Source organism: Veillonella sp. VA142 (assembly GCF_003992135.1).
Taxonomy (GTDB): Bacteria; Bacillota; Negativicutes; order Veillonellales; family Veillonellaceae; genus F0422.
On the sequence record NZ_RQVN01000008.1, the window covers coordinates 1 to 18,177 of the forward strand.

The 18,177-nt window shown below is 39.8% G+C and carries 13 protein-coding genes; 1 reads left to right on the top strand and 12 read right to left on the bottom strand.

What is annotated here, in order from left to right; all coding sequences use genetic code 11:
• Window positions 1–300 precede the first annotated feature (300 nt).
• Entirely contained in the window at window positions 301–1,248 is a 948-nt protein-coding gene (locus tag EO117_RS04485) for an L-lactate dehydrogenase (RefSeq protein WP_126939361.1), read from the top strand.
• Between the two features lie 431 nt (window positions 1,249–1,679).
• On the opposite strand, the gene EO117_RS04490 is transcribed toward EO117_RS04485, so the two are convergent.
• The 12 genes from EO117_RS04490 to EO117_RS04545 all read right to left on the bottom strand — a co-directional run bounded on the left by EO117_RS04490 (window position 1,680) and on the right by EO117_RS04545 (window position 18,157).
• The gene (locus EO117_RS04490; RefSeq protein ID WP_126939310.1) at window positions 1,680–2,462 is read right to left on the bottom strand and encodes a basic amino acid ABC transporter substrate-binding protein; all 783 of its coding nucleotides are present in this window, start codon (window positions 2,460–2,462) and stop codon (window positions 1,680–1,682) included.
• Between the two features lie 302 nt (window positions 2,463–2,764).
• Window positions 2,765–4,006, bottom strand: coding sequence for an RNA polymerase sigma factor RpoD (gene rpoD / locus EO117_RS04495; RefSeq protein ID WP_126939311.1), 1,242 nt, complete (start codon window positions 4,004–4,006; stop codon window positions 2,765–2,767).
• Window positions 4,007–4,027: 21 nt separating this feature from the next.
• The gene (dnaG, locus tag EO117_RS04500) at window positions 4,028–5,791 is read right to left on the bottom strand and encodes a DNA primase (RefSeq protein ID WP_126939312.1); all 1,764 of its coding nucleotides are present in this window, start codon (window positions 5,789–5,791) and stop codon (window positions 4,028–4,030) included.
• A 205-nt stretch (window positions 5,792–5,996) separates the two neighbouring features.
• Window positions 5,997–7,544: a ribonuclease Y gene (gene rny, locus EO117_RS04505; protein WP_256359680.1), complete on the bottom strand. Its 1,548-nt coding sequence runs from the start codon at window positions 7,542–7,544 to the stop codon at window positions 5,997–5,999.
• Window positions 7,545–7,686: 142 nt separating this feature from the next.
• Window positions 7,687–8,190: a regulatory protein RecX gene (locus EO117_RS04510; protein WP_126939313.1), complete on the bottom strand. Its 504-nt coding sequence runs from the start codon at window positions 8,188–8,190 to the stop codon at window positions 7,687–7,689.
• Window positions 8,190–9,299 carry a recombinase RecA gene (gene recA / locus EO117_RS04515; RefSeq protein WP_371413077.1) on the bottom strand — a complete coding sequence of 370 codons (1,110 nt, stop codon included), beginning with the start codon at window positions 9,297–9,299 and terminating at the stop codon, window positions 8,190–8,192. Before recA ends, EO117_RS04510 begins: the two co-directional genes overlap by 1 nt.
• Window positions 9,300–9,303: 4 nt before the next feature.
• Window positions 9,304–10,539 (bottom strand): competence/damage-inducible protein A, encoded by a 1,236-nt coding sequence (locus EO117_RS04520; protein ID WP_126939314.1) that lies wholly within the window; start codon window positions 10,537–10,539, stop codon window positions 9,304–9,306.
• A gap of 12 nt (window positions 10,540–10,551) precedes the next feature.
• A complete protein-coding gene (gene rimO / locus EO117_RS04525; RefSeq protein WP_126939315.1) occupies window positions 10,552–11,892 on the bottom strand; it encodes a 30S ribosomal protein S12 methylthiotransferase RimO in 1,341 nt (446 codons plus the stop codon).
• The gene (locus tag EO117_RS04530) at window positions 11,889–12,932 is read right to left on the bottom strand and encodes an ABC transporter substrate-binding protein (RefSeq protein ID WP_126939316.1); all 1,044 of its coding nucleotides are present in this window, start codon (window positions 12,930–12,932) and stop codon (window positions 11,889–11,891) included. Before EO117_RS04530 ends, rimO begins: the two co-directional genes overlap by 4 nt.
• A gap of 30 nt (window positions 12,933–12,962) precedes the next feature.
• Complete coding sequence (locus tag EO117_RS04535; protein WP_126939317.1) at window positions 12,963–14,924, bottom strand: YgiQ family radical SAM protein; 1,962 nt, start codon at window positions 14,922–14,924, stop codon at window positions 12,963–12,965.
• Window positions 14,925–14,942: 18 nt separating this feature from the next.
• Entirely contained in the window at window positions 14,943–15,389 is a 447-nt protein-coding gene (locus EO117_RS04540) for a RodZ family helix-turn-helix domain-containing protein (RefSeq protein ID WP_126939318.1), read from the bottom strand.
• Between the two features lie 53 nt (window positions 15,390–15,442).
• Entirely contained in the window at window positions 15,443–18,157 is a 2,715-nt protein-coding gene (locus EO117_RS04545) for a DNA translocase FtsK (protein ID WP_126939319.1), read from the bottom strand.
• Between the last annotated feature and the right edge of the window lie 20 nt (window positions 18,158–18,177).

Here is an 18,177-nt window from a genome sequence, read left to right on the forward strand (position 1 = left end):
AAGAATAGCACTAGCTATTTAAATAGCTAGCGCTAAGAACTTTTTATATGAGTAGCCCCCACATTTGACAAAGAGCCAAAAAAACAAGAACAGCACGGTATACTCCTCACAAACATTATGAAATACCGTTTGTGAGGAGTATACCGTGCTCTTCCCTTTCCCATATTTAATCAAAATCGTCACAGGCTACATAACAAAACAAGTGACGTATTGACGTGAGTTCTTAAAAGTTTTATCCTAGTACATATTACGATTTAATAGCTTACTTTCAATTTTTAAAATAGGAGGATTACTATGTCTATAGAATTACGTAAAGTTGCCATCATCGGCACTGGTCATGTGGGCTCCCATGTGGCATTTTCTTTGGCTACCCAAGGTGAGGTCGACCAATTATACATGGTGGACATCGACAAAGATAAAGCTATTGCCCAAGCCACCGATATTAATGATGCCGTAAGTTACTTACCACATCGTGTAGAAGCTATCGCTTGCGAACCTGAAGATATCGGAAACTGCGATATTCTTGTTATTTCTGCTGGTCCACTACCATCCCCAGAACAAGATCGACTAGATACACTAGGCTCTACCATAGAAGTATTATGTGAATTTTTACCTCGAGTGAAAGCCTCTGGCTTCAACGGTTTTATCGTTAGCATTTCTAATCCTGCTGACGTAGTAGCCGCCTATGTACAAGAATATTTAGACTACCCAAAACATAAAATTATCTCTTCAGGTACATCCTTAGACTCCGCTCGTTTACAACGACTAGTTGCTGAACAAATCCATGTACATCGTCGCTCATTATCTTGCTACGCTATGGGCGAACATGGTGGCAGCGCTATGGTTCCTTGGTCTCACGTCACTGTATCTGGCAAACCTTTGAAAGAACTCCAACAAGAACTTCCTCACCGATTCCCAACATTTGACGAAGATGCCGTAGTAGAGCAAATGAAATACGGTGGCTACCTAGTCCTCATTGGCAAAGGATCCACAGAATTTGGTATCGCTGCATCCGTTACAGAAATCATCCGAGCTTACTTCCACGATGAACAAAAAGTATTACCTCTATCCTGCAAACTAGAAGGCGAATACGGCGAACACAATGTCTTTGCCTCCGTTCCTGCCATCATCGGCAAAAATGGTATCGAAGACATCTTGGAGTTACACCTAACCGCTAACGAACAAAAAGCCTTCCACAACTCTTGCGAACGCATCCGGGAATATATTAAACTAGCACATACACTATAACTCTCTGAGGAACGCAGTCATGCGTAATAGCCTTGTGGCTACCCTTACTAGCTGAATTATAAAAATGCCAGAAACGAGCAACATGTTCCTGAACAAACATTATGAAATACCGTTTGTGAAGGAATGTGTTGCTCGCTTCCCTTTACCATATTTTCTTATAGCCGCCACAGAGTACATAGCATTACAAGAGACGATACATTATGAAATACCGTTTGTGAAGAGTATACCGTGCTCTTCCACATCCCCCCCACCCCTGAGCAAGACCCTTATGCGTAGTAGCCTTGTAGCGACCCTTACTAGCTAAATTATACAAACACAAGAAGAGCACGGTGTGCTCCGAATAAACATTATGAAATACCGTTTGTGAGGAGTATACCGTGCTCTTCCCTTTGCAATATTCAGTTAAAATCGCTACAGGCTACATAGCAGAACTATTTTGCGAACCACTTATCGTAAATTTTTTGATACGTTCCATCTTCACGCATTGCTTTCAAAGCTTCATTAACTTTGTCACGTAATGCTGTATTAGATTTATTGAATCCTAATACGGTTGGAGGCGCCGGTGTGCCTTCTCCTACCAATTTAAGATCTTTGTCCGCACCTTGTTTCAAGTAGTACATAGCTACAGCTTGGTCGATGATAGCACCATCAATTGTGCCTGCTTGTAATGCCATAAAGATATTACTATTAGAATCCATTTCTTTTACATCTGTACCAGGAATTGCTTTGGCCATTTCCACAGGCACTGTACCAATTTGAACACCTACACGTTTATTTGCAAGGTCATCCATTTTTTTGATGTCTGTATTGTCTTTACGAACGACAGTGATGAAACCGCCTTCTTTGAAGTATGGATCAGAGAATGTCAATGCTTTTTCACGTTCTGGTGTAGAATTGATGCCCGCTGCGATCATATCGATATTGCCAGATTGTGTGGCTGGAATCAACGCATCAAATCCCATGCTTACAAACTCTAGTTTTAAGCCTAAACGTTTTGCTATTTCTTCACTTAAATCCACATCGAATCCAATGTATTTATTCGTGTTTTCTTCTGCAAACTCAAATGGAGGGAATGTGGTTTCAGAACCAACTTTCAACACCCCTGCTGTTTGTGTTAATTGCGCTTCTTTTTTATCACTACCACAACCAGCTAGTAAACCTACACTAAGAACAGCCGTACATAAGATAAGGCCTAGCTTTTTCATACTAATCATAATTACCTCCCACAATATATTCACTACTTATGGTTATTTATACATAAATTATACCATACAATTATGAAATAGCAAGTATTTTTTATAAAATTTCTATGCATAAGTATATCTATTTTTTCATTCTACCATACAAAGAAAATGCCATGCTATAACGCCATATAAACCAGAGGAAAGTCGAACAAAATCATCAACTTTCCTCTATCTATAGGTTACTAAGTGAGACAATAACAAACTGCCCCGCAATCTAAGTCCGTTACAGATCTCACTTATGGCAACACCCGTATATTATGTAATTCCCGGTATTATAAGAAATCTTTAATTTTATCTCGTTTACCACGATTGCGTAATTTCGTTAAGGCTTTTCCTTCAATTTGACGAATCCGTTCTCGTGTTACATTAAAGAATTGACCTACTTCTTCCAGTGTACGTGGTTTACCATCCTTCAAACCAAACCGTAATTCTAGTACTTGTTGTTCTCGATCTGTTAAGCAACTGAATACTTCCACGATTTGCTCACGTAACAAAATAAAGCTAGCCGCATCATCTGGTGCTACTGCATCTTTATCTTCTAAAAAGTCACCTAAATGGGAATCTTCTTCTTCCCCAATTGGCGTTTCCAAGGAAACTGGCTCTTGAGAAATCTTTTGAATCTCACGGACTCGTTCTACCGTAATCCCCATACCTTCTGCAATCTCTTCAGGACTTGGTTCACGACCTAAATCTTGTAATAATTGACGTTGAATACGCACCAATTTATTAATCGTTTCCACCATATGTACAGGAATACGAATGGTTCTAGCTTGATCAGCAATGGCTCTTGTAATAGCTTGTCTAATCCACCATGTCGCATAGGTAGAGAATTTATATCCTTTAGTATAGTCAAATTTATCAACCGCTTTGATAAGTCCCAAGTTACCTTCTTGAATCAAATCCAAGAACAACATACCACGTCCTACATAGCGTTTCGCAATACTAACTACAAGACGCAAGTTAGCATCAATCAATTTTTGCTTCGCACTATTCCCTAAGCGCACCTCTTTATAAGAAGCACCTTCTTGGTTACCTGCTTCAATTTGCTGTGCCAAAACAATTTCTTCATCACCAGATAACAGTGGAACACGTCCAATTTCTTTCAAGTACATGCGCACTGGATCATCGATATTCATACCCTCAGGAATCGACAAGTCAAGATTAATCTCTTTTTCCTCCTCATCATCTTCCTCAGTGATATCAATATCGCTACTCAAATGTTCCACATCTACATCTACATCTACATCTACTTCGACTTCAAGCTCTTTATCCAACAATTCATCACCATGCATTGGCAACCCACTTCCTGAATCATGTTCATCATCTTGAATGACTTCGATATTTAGATTATTAAACACTGCATACATGCTATCTAACTGTTCTGCTGTCACTTCCATTTGTTCTGAAAGTGCATCAGAAATTTGTTTTGACGTAATGACACCATCTTGTTTAGCTTCTTCTAATAAACTCGCTATAATATCTTGCACTTGCGATTGTTTTTTCTTCTTTGCCACTGTGCTCTTCCTTTCACTACATCAAGACCACTGTTTAATCAATTCTTGTAAATCCTGACACATTCGTAATTCTTCTATAAATCTAGGATCATTTGAGCGGCTCAATTGATCTGCTAGTCGACTATGTTCCTTATATTGATTGCGAAGAGATTTTAATCGCACACTTCGAATCAAATTATGCAATAGTTCCTCATTCATTTCTCGCTCAATCAAAACTGACCATTTTCCAAACATATGCCAAGATTCAGCATCTAAGGATTCCTCCAATAAAACATCTGATAAACTTTCACCATTAGCTACCAAAGTGCCTATCTTTTCATAATAGGCACTGTACATAGGATGTGTAAAATCTTCTACACCTATATATTGGCTCACCAAGGTGTATATATCAGTATCCTTACCTACCCAATACAGCAATTCTTCTTCGTCTGTGAAAGTCTCTTTAGGCATGTTTATAGCCTGTTCTTTTAATTCTATATTTCCTTGTCGAAGAAATTGTCTAAAGTAAGTAATGATAGTACTCACATCTAACCATAATGGTAATGCCAGAGCTTTTAAATATTCATCACGCTGTACTTGACTTTCATGCCCTGCAATAAAAGGAAATATATCTGCCAAGACAGCCCTCTTTCCTTCTACTGAATTCGTATCGTGACGACTCAAACTTTCATTTAATAAAAACTCAAAATCTCTTGGCGATGTATCTACTAATTCTTGCCACGCTTGAGGTCCGTGATTTTTAATAAAATCATCTGGATCTTTTCCATCAGGCATAGATACTACCTTAACAGAAAATTCCGTATTTTGCAATAACTCGATAGCTCTCTTAGCCGCTGTACGACCAGCTCCATCCATATCATAGGCAAGGACAACTTCCTCTGCCTGACGCATCAACAGCCGGCCATGATCTTTCGTATAGGCGGTGCCTAGCGATGCCACTACATTCGTAATTCCTGCATTATGACAACTCAATACGTCCATATATCCCTCTACGAGGACGGCTTGTTTCCTTTCACGAATGCTACGATAGGATTGATAAAAAGCAAATAATAGATGACCTTTATTAAATATTTCCGTTTCTGGAGAGTTCAAATATTTCGGATTACTATCGTCAAGAACACGACCTCCGAAACCTAATACACGTCCCTTTCCATCCATAATGGGAAACATCACGCGCTTTCTAAAATAGTCATACAGTTTACCTTGTTCATTTTTACGGCACAGACCTAATTCTAATAACAGACTAGGATCTACCCCGCGTCCTATAAAGGCATTGTATAACTTATCCCATCCATCTGGAGCAAATCCTAAACGAAACTTAGTAATAGTCTCCATCGATAGACCACGCCTTAACAAGTAGTCTAATCCTTCTTTCCCCAACTCTGTTTTCACCAAACAATTGTGAAAGAAATTCGTAGCTAGTTCATTCACTTCATACATAGATTCCAGATGAGCCATACGTTTCCGCTCAGCTGAAGATACAGTACGTTCTGGCAATACAATATTAGCACGAGTTGCTAAACGCTCAATAGCCTCTGGGAAAGTCAAATTATCGTACTTCATCAAAAAGCTGATGACATTCCCCGATTCTCGACAGCCAAAGCAGTAAAAAAAGCCCTTTTCAGGGGTTACACTAAAGGAAGGTGTCTTTTCATTATGAAATGGACAACAACCCCAATAATTTTTCCCCTTCTTCTTCAATGGAATATGCTCAGAAATGACAGATACAATATCATTGGCATTTTTGACTTGTTCAATTATATCATCATCGAAAAACTTGCTCATGTCACTCCCCTAAGCTATGTACTACAGTGTATTCTTTAAAATATAACGTTTATGTATACGTTCTCTATCTATATTATTCTACACAAACAAAAAAACTCCTACTTGGAGATACTTTCTTTTTCTTCACGCTATATATGCAATTCATATATAGTGTGAAAAAAAAGAAGTTAGAGCAGCCAATGGCTGCTCCAACCACTTATGTAGACTATTTTTTCGCGTAATCTACGACTCGTGTTTCGCGAATAACCACAACTTTAATTTGTCCTGGATATTCTAATTCGTTTTCGATTCGTTTAATGATGTCACGTACTAATAAGTTCGCTTCTACATCATCCACTTTATCTGGTTTTACCATAACGCGAATCTCTCGACCTGCTTGGATAGCAAAGCATTTTTCAACGCCTTCAAAAGATTCAGCGATTTCTTCCAACTTAGATAATCGTTTTAAATAATTTTCTAATGTTTCGCGTCTAGCTCCTGGTCGTGCTGCAGAAATAGCATCTGCTGCCGCTACCAACACAGCCTCTACAGATTTAAACTCTTCATCACCATGATGAGCACCAATACAATTTTGTACCAATACACTTTCATGATATTTTTTAGCAAGATCTACGCCAATTTCTACGTGAGATCCTTCAATTTCATGTGTTAAGGCTTTGCCCAAATCATGTAATAAACCGCCTCGCTTAGCCAGTACAACATCACAGCCTAATTCTGCTGCCATCATACCTGCCAAATGAGATACTTCTACAGAATGTTTTAATACATTCTGTCCATAACTAGTACGATATTTTAGTCTACCTAAAATACGAATCACTTCTGGATGTAAACCATGTACATCCGCTTCAAAAGTAGCCTGTTCGCCAGCTTCTTTTATGGTTGTTTCCACCTCACGGCGTGCTTTTTCAACCATTTCCTCGATACGAGCTGGATGGATACGTCCATCTACAATTAGTTTTTCTAAGGCAATTCGTGCTACTTCGCGACGAATAGGATCAAATCCAGATAAAATAACTGCTTCTGGTGTATCGTCAATAATTAAATCAATACCCGTCAATGTTTCTAAAGCACGAATATTACGTCCTTCACGTCCAATAATACGGCCTTTCATTTCATCATTTGGCAAGGTTACAACTGATACTGTAGATTCTGCTACATGATCAGCTGCACATCGTTGAATCGCCATAGAGATAATTTCTCGTGCATTCTTTTCCGCCTCTTCTTTTGCCTGTTGCTCAAGATCTTTAAGCATCACAGCAGTATCGTGACGAATCTCTTGTTCTACTTTTGTTAGTAAAATTTGTTTTGCTTCATCAAATGTTAAGCTAGAAATGCGTTCTAACTCTTCCATTTGTTGTTGATGCAACGCTTCGATTTTTTCTTCTGCTTTTTCTAGATTGCGCTCCTTGTGGTGCAAGGACTCCTCTTTACGTTCAATACTGTCTAGTTTTTTGTCTAATTGCTCTTCTTTTTGTAAAATACGTCGTTCAAGGCGTTGTAATTCATTACGTCTATCGCGATTTTCTTTATCTACATCAGCACGCAATTTATGAATTTCTTCTTTTGCTTCCAGTAATGCCTCTTTTTTCTTAGACTCCGCTAAGCGTTCGCCATCAGCAACAATACGTGCAGCTTCTGTTTCCGCTTTGTTTAACTTACCTTCTGCAATATTGCGACGCAATACATAGCCTACGCCAAGACCAATTAATACCATGACTACGGCAATAATACTGTATTCTAAAATCGTGTTCACCTCCCACTTGCATAAAAAAAGGAGAAGTCGATACATCCGCTTCCCCGGTTTCTCGCCCATTTTGCTTTTAAATTTTATTTTGCTTATTATTAAGGCTATTTTAATTTTAGTTCATACACCGTGGAATGTCAAGACAAAGCCCCTACTCTAAGTAGGGGCTCCATTCAGAACAGATCGATTGGATCGTGCTTACAGCGAATCCACGATTCTTCAAAAAATAAATTATTTTTTTCTTACTAAACTTAGCTTCTTCACCCTCTTCGATAGCCACTAACCGATCTTCATCAGATATGTGAAACCGTTGCTCTAACAGCTTCACCGCCACCGACCATTCATCATAGTCATCTAACGCATAAGATACATCAAGACCTCGTTCTCGCATTTTTTCACGAATGTAATAGGTACTATACTTTTCTGCCTCCATATAGGCACGCAGAGCTTCTTCCGATAATTCCTCATCGTCTAAATAGGAGAGCTCCAACAGTTTTTCTTCTACATCATGAATTAATTCACTAGGCACAGAACGTTGTGACAATTTACGTCTTAACTCTACGGTGCTTAAGGACCGTGGTCCTAATAGTCTCAAAGCTTGTTCCATAGCGGATGCAAGTGTCCAATCCTGTTCTTTCGATGTACGAAACGCCATTATTCCATATCCGCTGTTTCTGTAGTCGATACGTCATCTACTTCTTCATCATGACCAAGTACATTCAACGGTTCTGCCGCTAATGTATCGCGAATGATAGAATCAATTTCTTGCGCAATTTGAGGATTTTCTTTCAAGAATACTTTAGCTGCCTCTTTACCTTGACCCATGCGTTCTCCATTATAGGAATACCAAGCGCCAGATTTTTTGATGACCTCAATATTGGCACCGATGTCAATCAACGTACCTTCGTAGGAAACGCCTTCCCCAAACATTAAATCAAATTCTGCCACTTTGAATGGAGGGGCTACTTTATTTTTCACAACTTTTACTTTTGTACGATTGCCTACATGTTCCTTCGCAGATGTCAACGCTTCCCCTTTACGTACATCTAAACGAATAGTAGAGTAGAATTTTAAGGCACGGCCACCAGTCGTTGTTTCTGGGTTGCCAAACATAACGCCCACTTTTTCACGCAATTGGTTAATAAAGATAATAACCGTTCTAGTTTTACTGATGGAGCTTGTTAATTTACGCAATGCTTTACTCATCAAACGCGCATGTACCCCAACGTGAGCATCTGTCATTTCACCATCAATCTCTACTTTAGGTGTTAAGGCCGCTACGGAGTCCACAACGATTAAGTCTACTGCACCAGAGCGAACCAATGCCTCTGTAATCTCCAAACCCTGTTCACCATTATCTGGTTGAGAAATCAACAAACTATTGATGTCTACACCTAATTTTTTCGCATACACTGGATCCAACGCATGTTCTGCATCGATGAAGGCAACAACCCCACCATTGCGTTGTGCTTCTGCTGCTGCATGTAAAGCCACTGTAGTTTTACCTGAAGACTCTGGACCATAGATTTCAATAATACGGCCACGTGGGAATCCACCTACACCGACTGCCAAGTCCAACGCCAATACACCTGTAGAGATGACTTCAATGTTCATTTTATCAGCTGCTTCGCCCATGCGCATGATTGCACCTTGTCCGAAATCTTTTTCAATTTGTTTTAAAGCCCCTTCTAAGGCTCTCATACGATCTTCTTGAGATCCGCTTTTCATATCAATTGCTGCTTCTTTTGCTTTATCCTTTGCCATTGTTCTACCTTTCTATTAATTCTTTATATATATATTGAATCGCTCGTTCCGCTACACTTTGACGGATACTAGTACGATTTCCTATAAATATTTCTTTATGTACAGTAATCCCTCGTGGTGTACCAATGCCGATATACACAAGTCCTACTGGTTTTTTCTGACTGCCACCACCTGGACCAGCTATTCCTGTGGTCGCAATGGCGTAGTCTGTACGTAATACACGAAATACACCTTCTACCATTTCCTTAGCTGTTTCTTCACTGACAGCACCATGTGTTGCTAATGTCTCCGATGATACGCCTAATACTTGTTCTTTCACTGCATTTGCATAAGAAATAATACCACCATAGTAATATCCACTACTACCACCTAAGTCAGTCAATGTTTTTCCTACTAAGCCGCCTGTACAAGATTCAGCAGTTCCTATAGTAATTCCTGCTTCTAACGCCACCTTATGAAAGTCTTCCAATACCGATGTATCTAAACTACGGATATCTTCCAATCGTTCTAATAGGATACTCTTCCATGGGCCTAGTATTTCCTGACAGTTTGCTTTTGACTCTCCTTTTGCAGTTAAACGAATTTCAATGTATCCTGATTTGATCAACAGTGCTATGGTTGGGTTCTGCTGGTTCTGAATTATGTCTTGCAATAGAGTCTCTAATTGCATTTCACGATACCCATACACAGCATAGCGCTCAGAATAGATAATTCCTTGCTTCCCAAAGCGTTGTTCTAGAAAAGGACTAACACTATCTGTAAACGTTCCTTGCAATTCTGAGGGAGGCCCTGGTAACAAAATATATACTGTGTTATCTTGTTCCACTACCACTGCTGGTGCCACACCTACTGGATTATGTAGTACCTTCGCTCCTTCTGGTAAATATCTATCTCGATCAGATTCGTAAGGTTTTACCCGTCCTTGTTTCTCATAAAAGGAATCTACCTCTCGACCTGCTTCTTCATGAAATACCAAAGGCAATCTCAAGGCATCTGCCAAAGATTTTCGAGTAATATCTCCTTGAGTAGCGCCTAAACCTCCAGAACTAATCACAATATCTGCTCGTTCTCCTGCTCTCTGAAAAACTTCTTTCATGCGTTCAGGATTGTCACCTACCGTCGTTTGGTATGACACAGAATAGCCTCGATTGTTTAGTTCTTCACTAAGCCATTTTACATTTGTATTCACAATATGTCCTAGTAATAATTCCGATCCTGTAGAGATTAATTCTACGATCATGCTATCACCATCCTATACAGTTTCCACTACCACATCATAGGCGAAACCTTGTGATACTTTTACAGTCACAATATCACCTTCAGAAAGTCCTGTTACATCTTCTACATACATGTTGCCATCTACATCTGGAGCCTGCATTTGTAAACGTCCTCGTGCCAAAAACTTACCTGGCTCTACTTCATCGATAGATTCTATCATACCTTGATGAACTGTTCCCTCTAAATCTCGGTTATGTTCCTCTGAGACTTGTGCTTGAATAACCATCAATGTATGGTATCGTTCTTCTTTCACTTCCTCTGGGATCTGCTCCTCCATCATGCCCGCTGGTGTACCATCCTCTTGGGAATAGGTAAATACGCCCATGTGGTCAAATCGGATATCTTTTACAAAATCTGCCAATTCTTGAAACTGTTCTTCCGTTTCTCCAGGGAACCCTACAATAAGGGAGGTACGAAGCGTAATATGCTCACTACGATCGCGAATTTTATGTAACAAGGCTTCAATATTTTCCCTCGTATCTTTACGATTCATACGTTGTAATACAGTATTGTTAATATGCTGTAGTGGCATATCAATATACTTACACACCTTTGGCTCCGTCATGATTGTTTCTAACAATTCATCAGAGAAGTGTTTTGGATACAAATACAACATACGAATCCATTCGATGCCTTCAATTTTTGCCAATCGTTTCAACAACTCTGAAATCAACGGCGTACCATTGTTCAAATCTGCCCCATAGTACGTAGTATCTTGTGCAATCAACACCACTTCTTTCACGCCTGCTTCTGCTAGCTGTTGCACTTCTCGTTCAATAGACTCTATAGAGCGACTGCGATAGGCCCCACGCACCTTAGGAATGATACAGAAAGTACAGCCATTATTACATCCTTCAGAAATCTTTACATATGCACTGTAATCTGGTGTTGTCATCATCCGTGGCATACCTTCATCATACATATTTGTCATACTATCCATGATGCAGATACGTTGTCCTTGTTGAATGGCTTCCACAGCTTCCATAATACGATTCCAAGATCCTGTACCAATAAGTGCATCAATTTCTGGAATTTCCGTAAATAATTCTTCTTGGTATTGCTGACTTAAACAGCCTGCTACAATAAGCCCTTTACAGTCCCCATATTGTTTATATTGACCAGCCTCTAATATGGTATTAATCGATTCTTCTTTTGCTTTCTCGATAAACGTGCAGGTATTAATAATGATGATTTCTGCTGTTTCTAACTTTTCTGTGATTTCATATCCATTATCTTGTAAAGCTCCTAGCATCACCTCTGTATCCACCAAATTCTTGGCGCAACCTAAACTAATATAACCTAACAACTTACTCATGGTGTATCCTTTCTAAAACGCACTTGTCGTATCCATTCTTGTAATATTTTATCTTGCTCTTCTTTTACAATCCCTACATTCCATAAAAAAAGGTGATTACCTTGTCGATCTTTTTGAGACTTCACCGTTTCTATAGTTGGCAAATAGTATGTATCCTCTATTTTTAATACGGCTTGTACTCGCTCTGAAAGTAGCCAACTTACAAAAGCCTCACTTTCACCGACATTACTAGACCCTTTCAAAATCCCTACGCCCATCATATCATACGGAGTCCCCTCCCTAGGATATAGAATGGTCACTGGATATTTATGAACCTCATACAATTTAGCATCCGAATAATGTCCTACACTAACCTGCACATCTCCAATCGCCGACATTCGTACAGCGGAAGGCAACGCTTTTGCATGTTGCACAATACGAGGTCTCAAACTATCAAAATAGGAGATAGCACCATCTAAACCATAGATAGCCCCAAAGGTATTCAATAAGGTAATCGACGCTTCATCAGCTACAAAATCGGTCATCGTTACACGCCAAGGTCCAGTGTAGGCCAAGGAAAACCATGTGTTCACATATTTACCTTGATGGCTGTAGAAATCATTGTGTAATGCAAATACATAGGGATCATACCATATTCCTATCCATTGCTCATCAGGCCCATGGAAAGCTGTATCGACCTTACTGGTCAAAGAAACTGGTAATCTACGAAAGGCCCCATGCTCAACCCCTTCACCGAGGTTTAATTTTGTAGAAATCACAATATCTCCTTGCTGTTCTCCCTCTGGCAAGGCTAAGCGAATACCCATTTGGTTTGGTGGTATAGGAATCACATGAACTTTCACTTGGGCTTCTTTTTCATAGGCTTGTCCAATAGCCGTCATAAGTTCAGGATTTCCATCCGTGTAAATAATAATTTCTGCTCTCGTAGGAATTACTAATCGATCAGCTTGATCTTGTTTCAAGTCATTGATCCACTGACCTAAGCTAAACATGCCTACGACAAGCAATATATACACCATGAGTAATCGTAACCGTTTCATAGATTCACCTCCTTTACCTATTAGAGATATCTAATCAAAACTCCTTTTTTTCATTCCTTTATTTTTTCGATATTCTATACCAATTTTAGAACCACCATTTGCACGTTGTCCCCCTTGTATAGGTTCTTGTCTTCTACCTACTGGTTTTACTCCACCTTTAGCTGAAGATTTACCGCCATTAGGCTTCGGCGTGTTTCGTTTTATATTGCGTGGTGGAATCAAGCATAAGGGTCCAAACCCGATTAAATCTCTACGATCCGCTTTGATTAAGGCTTCTTTGACTAAGTCGTAATTTTCTTCTCGTTTATATTGCATCAAAGCCCGTTGCATAGCCTTATCTCTGCCTTTTTTAGCTACATATACAGGCTCACCTGTGAGCGGATTGAGTCCCGTATAATACATAGCAGTCGATAAGCTTCCTGGGGTAGGTATAAAATCTTGTACCTGTTCTGGAGTCATATTTTGATCTCTCAAAAACTCTGCTAATTCAATAGCATCTTCTAATGTACAACCTGGATGCGAACTCATAAAGTAAGGTACCAAAAATTGTTGTTTACCTAATTTACGATTTGCCTCATCAAACCAAGATTTAAACTTTAAGAAGTAACTTTTATTGGCTTTCCCCATGATGGTTGTTACATGTTCAGACACATGTTCAGGGGCCACCTTTAATTGACCACTCACATGATATTCACACAACTCTCGAACAAAGTCTTTATTATCATCATCTAATACATAGTCATACCGCAATCCAGATCGAACAAATACTTTTTTCACACCTTTTACATTACGCACTTTTCGCAAAATATTCACATAGTCATCATGATTTGTGTTTAACTGAGGACATGCTTTAGGCGCAGCACATGTTTTCCCCTTACAGGCACCGACTTTCAACTGTTTTTCACAGGCTACATGGCGAAAGTTTGCCGTAGGACCACCTACATCGTGAATATATCCTTTAAATCCATCCATGGTAGTCATACGGTGGGCCTCGTCTAAGATCGACTGATGGCTGCGATTTTGAATAATCCGTCCTTGATGACTTGTGATAGCGCAAAAGGAACAACTACCAAAACAGCCTCGATGACTGGTAATACTAAACTGCACTTCCGCTAAAGCAGGTACCCCACCAGCCGCATCATACATAGGGTGCCATTTTCTCGTATAGGGCAAGCTATAAACATGGTCCATTTCTTCCTGTGTTAATGGTAAGGCTGGACTATTCTGTACAATATATCGATTGCCATGCCCTTGAGCCACTGTTTTTCCATAATATGGATCTTGCTCATCAAATTGTATTTTAAAAGCTTTGGCAAAGACTTCTTTATCAGCAGCTATAGCTTCATAAGATGGACATTCAATAGCATTCTCTGGTACAGAGTTGGTAATGTAACAAATTCCTTTGATAACAGGTAATCGGTCTTGTAATTGATTTTTATCTATAGCCTCTGCAATTTCACGAATTTGCTTTTCCCCCATACCATAGATGAGGACATCTGCTTTACTATCCAGCAAAATAGATCGGCGCACCGTATCTGACCAATAGTCATAATGAGCAAATCTTCGCAAGCTAGCTTCAATGCCACCGATGATAACAGGTACCCCTTTAAAAGCCTCTCGCATACGATTGGCATACACCACAGTGGCTCGGTCTGGGCGACGTCCAGATTCACCACCTGGAGAATACCCATCTATACGGCGATATTTCTTGGCTGCTGTAAATTTATTCAGCATACTATCTAGATTACCTGCTGTCACTAAGGATGCTAACCTAGGTTTTCCCAAGACCTTAAAGGCATTCACATCATTCCAATCTGGTTGGGCTATGATACCGACTCGGTATCCATAGGACTCTAATAATCTACCAATCACAGTAGGCGCAAAAGAAGGATGGTCCACATAGGCATCTCCACTAATAATAACAAAGTCAAGCTCTACCCACCCTCGTTCGTCCATTTCTGCTTTTGTAGTAATTAAATATTGTTCTTTCATAGTATTCCTTATACTGTATTACACGAAAAATAGCCAACCTAAAAACAGAATGATGAGTAGCAAAATACCACCTACTACAAATCGTTCTATCATCATTGTTTTTTGTCGTTTTGCCTTGCGACTTTCATAGGTTAGCCGTTGTTTCGGAGCCTCAATCAATTCCTGCTCTCGGAAAGCATCATTCTTATCTGGTTCTTTTGATACCACTCTACGTTTTGGTATTGTCAAGGATTCTCCCATTTTATTTTTGAAGGTGTCCACCAATCGCCGGCTATCTAAGCCCAATAATTCACTATAATTTTTGATGAACCCTTTGATGTACACGTTTCCTGGAATACGATTAAATTCATCATGCTCCAAGGCATGCAGGTAAGCTACTTTTATATGTAATACATCTCGTACTTGTTCTAATGTTAAACCGCGCCGTTGACGCTCGCGTTTAAGTTCTTCGCCAATCGATGCCATAGAACCTCCTATACATATAGGTGCCATTTACATAACGCAAATGGCACACTACTCTAATCTACTGTAAAATTTGGGAAGTACAATTCTCGAATTTGATCTTCTCCCATTAAAATATCTCGACCTTTACTGCTATTCGTAGGAGGTCCAATAATTTTCATATCTTGCATAGTATCGATTAAACGACCGGCTCTAGAAAACCCTACTCGTAATCTACGTTGCAAAATTGAGGCCGATGCACTGCGTTGCTCCAGTACAATTTGTACCGCTCGTTCCAACAGTTCATCCTGTTCCTCATCATTACTTATCGTATCTGAACTTTCCGCTCCTTTATCCGTTTCAGCCATCATCACTTCATCGTATTCTGGCTGACCTTGTCCTTTTACAAACGCAATCAATTCTTCCACTTCTTCATCAGAGATGAAAGCTCCTTGAATACGAATTGGTTTATTCGCTCCAATTGGATTGAATAACATATCACCACGTCCTAAAAGGCGTTCCGCTCCTGCTTGATCAAGAATAGTACGAGAATCAATTTGTGTAGCCACTGTGAACGCAATACGACTCGGCACATTCGCTTTAATTTTGCCTGTAATTACATCCACTGATGGACGTTGCGTTGCCAACACCATATGAATCCCTGCTGCACGTGCTTTTGCCGCCAAACGATCAATAGACTCTTCCACATCTGGATTAGTCATCATCAAATCAGCTAACTCATCGATAATAATCAAAATGAGGGGCATAGATTTGGTCGGGTTTTGCTTATTATAGCTAGCCACATTCCGCACGCCCGCTGTAGCTAATGTCATATAGCGAGCATCCATTTCACGAACTGCCCACCGTAATACGGCAGCCGCCTTATTCATATCCGTTACCACAGGTAACATCAAATGAGGAATACCATTATACACAGATAACTCTACCATTTTAGGGTCTACTAAAATCAATTTCACTTCATCTGGCTTACGGCTAAATAAAATACTAGAAATCAATGTATTCACACAAACTGATTTACCAGAACCCGTAGAACCTGCCACCAATAAGTGAGGCATTTTAGCTAAATCCGTTATGACTGGCATGTCTGCAATGTCTTTACCAAGTCCTACCGGAATACCACCACTAGCTTGCTGAAACTCTTCACAATCTAACACATCTCGTAAATGAACAGCGGATACATTTTTATTAGGGATTTCAATGCCTACTGCAGATTTTCCTGGTATAGGCGCTTCCATACGAATATCAACGGCTGCCAAGCTCATTTTCAAATCATCCTGTAAGCCCATAATACGACTTACTTTTGTACCTTTCGCCGGTTCTAATTCATAACGTGTTACCGTTGGTCCTTGTGTAGCATTCACTACTTTTGCTGTAATACCAAAATTATCCAATGTTTCTTCTAACAAGACTGCATTATGCGCCACTTCTTCACTAGTAACAGGGTTCGATTTTCCCTGTGAAAGCATCGTCAACGGTGGATATTGGTAAGGTTTTTCTATCGTTCTAGGGCGAGCCACACCATCCGTATTCACAGCTACTGCCGCCGTATCTTCTTTCGTAGTTTCAATAGTAGGCACTTCTACTAAAGGTTCTACATAGTTAGTAGTTTGTAAAAATGATGGGGGAGTTATTGGATCTAGTTTAGTAGATCCCTCTGTCAAATAGGATTCTTCATCTACATCTGTAGAATAAATATCTCCTGATGCATCGTGCAATGGCGTATCCTCTATAGACTCTTCTTCACAATCTACCATTGGAGAGGACTCTACTGATTCTACTTCAGATTTACTAGTCACCACTTCATCTTCATGAAGTTGAGGTTCAGGAATATACTCTTTTTCATCCTCGTATTCATCAACAACCGATGGTACTAGTATTACGTCCTCACTAGGCTCTATTACTTCTGATTGTGGTATAGACTCTGTAGTATCTACACTAGGTTCCGATACTTCTACCGCCGTGGCGTTATCCAGTGCGTCCTGAGTTTCCATAGCCGTATCTAGTTCCAATTCTATTTCATCAGATGGTTCTTCTCCTTTAGGATACCTCGTATCCTTTTCACGATCATACGCTTTACGACGCTCTTCCCGCCATTCCTCTTGCCATTCATGCACTTGTTCACGGATGGCACTAGCTGTTTCTGTTGCTTTTTCTTGTGCTATTTCAAGGCCCACACTCGCCTTATCCTTTGCTTTATGTAATCCTTCTCGTAGCGATAATTTTGTAATTCCTAATATACAGGCAAGGCCTATGATCGCAGATAGTAAAATACCTCCGATATCTCCTACTAAATTTCTGAACAGAGCCCCTAATAGACCACCAACTACGCCACCATTTTCAGCCACTGTAGTAGTACTTAACTCGTCGCCACTATTTACCTTCCACAATACCAATTGTACTAATACAACAAATAGCAATCCTGTATATAACAGCCCTTTTCTTGTAATTACTGCTAATGAACCTTTATATAGCCAACACCAACCATTATAGAGGACCCATAGTGCTACAACCCATCCACCTAGGCCAAAACCATAGGAAAAAATGCCACTAATGATACTACCCCATGTTCCAGTTTCTACTCCAGCCATACCTATTAGAGCTAGTATGGCAAATCCCATAAGAACAAGACCTTTAATCTCGTTCCGAATACCTTTCGTCTGTATCTTGGCGTTTTTCGTCTTATCGGTTTTACCTTCCTTTAGGGAAGTAGAGCGTTTCGATTGTGTCTTTCGTCCTCCTCGTGAGGACTTATCTTTCTTTTCCTCTGCCATCGTCAACTCCAAAATTCCAT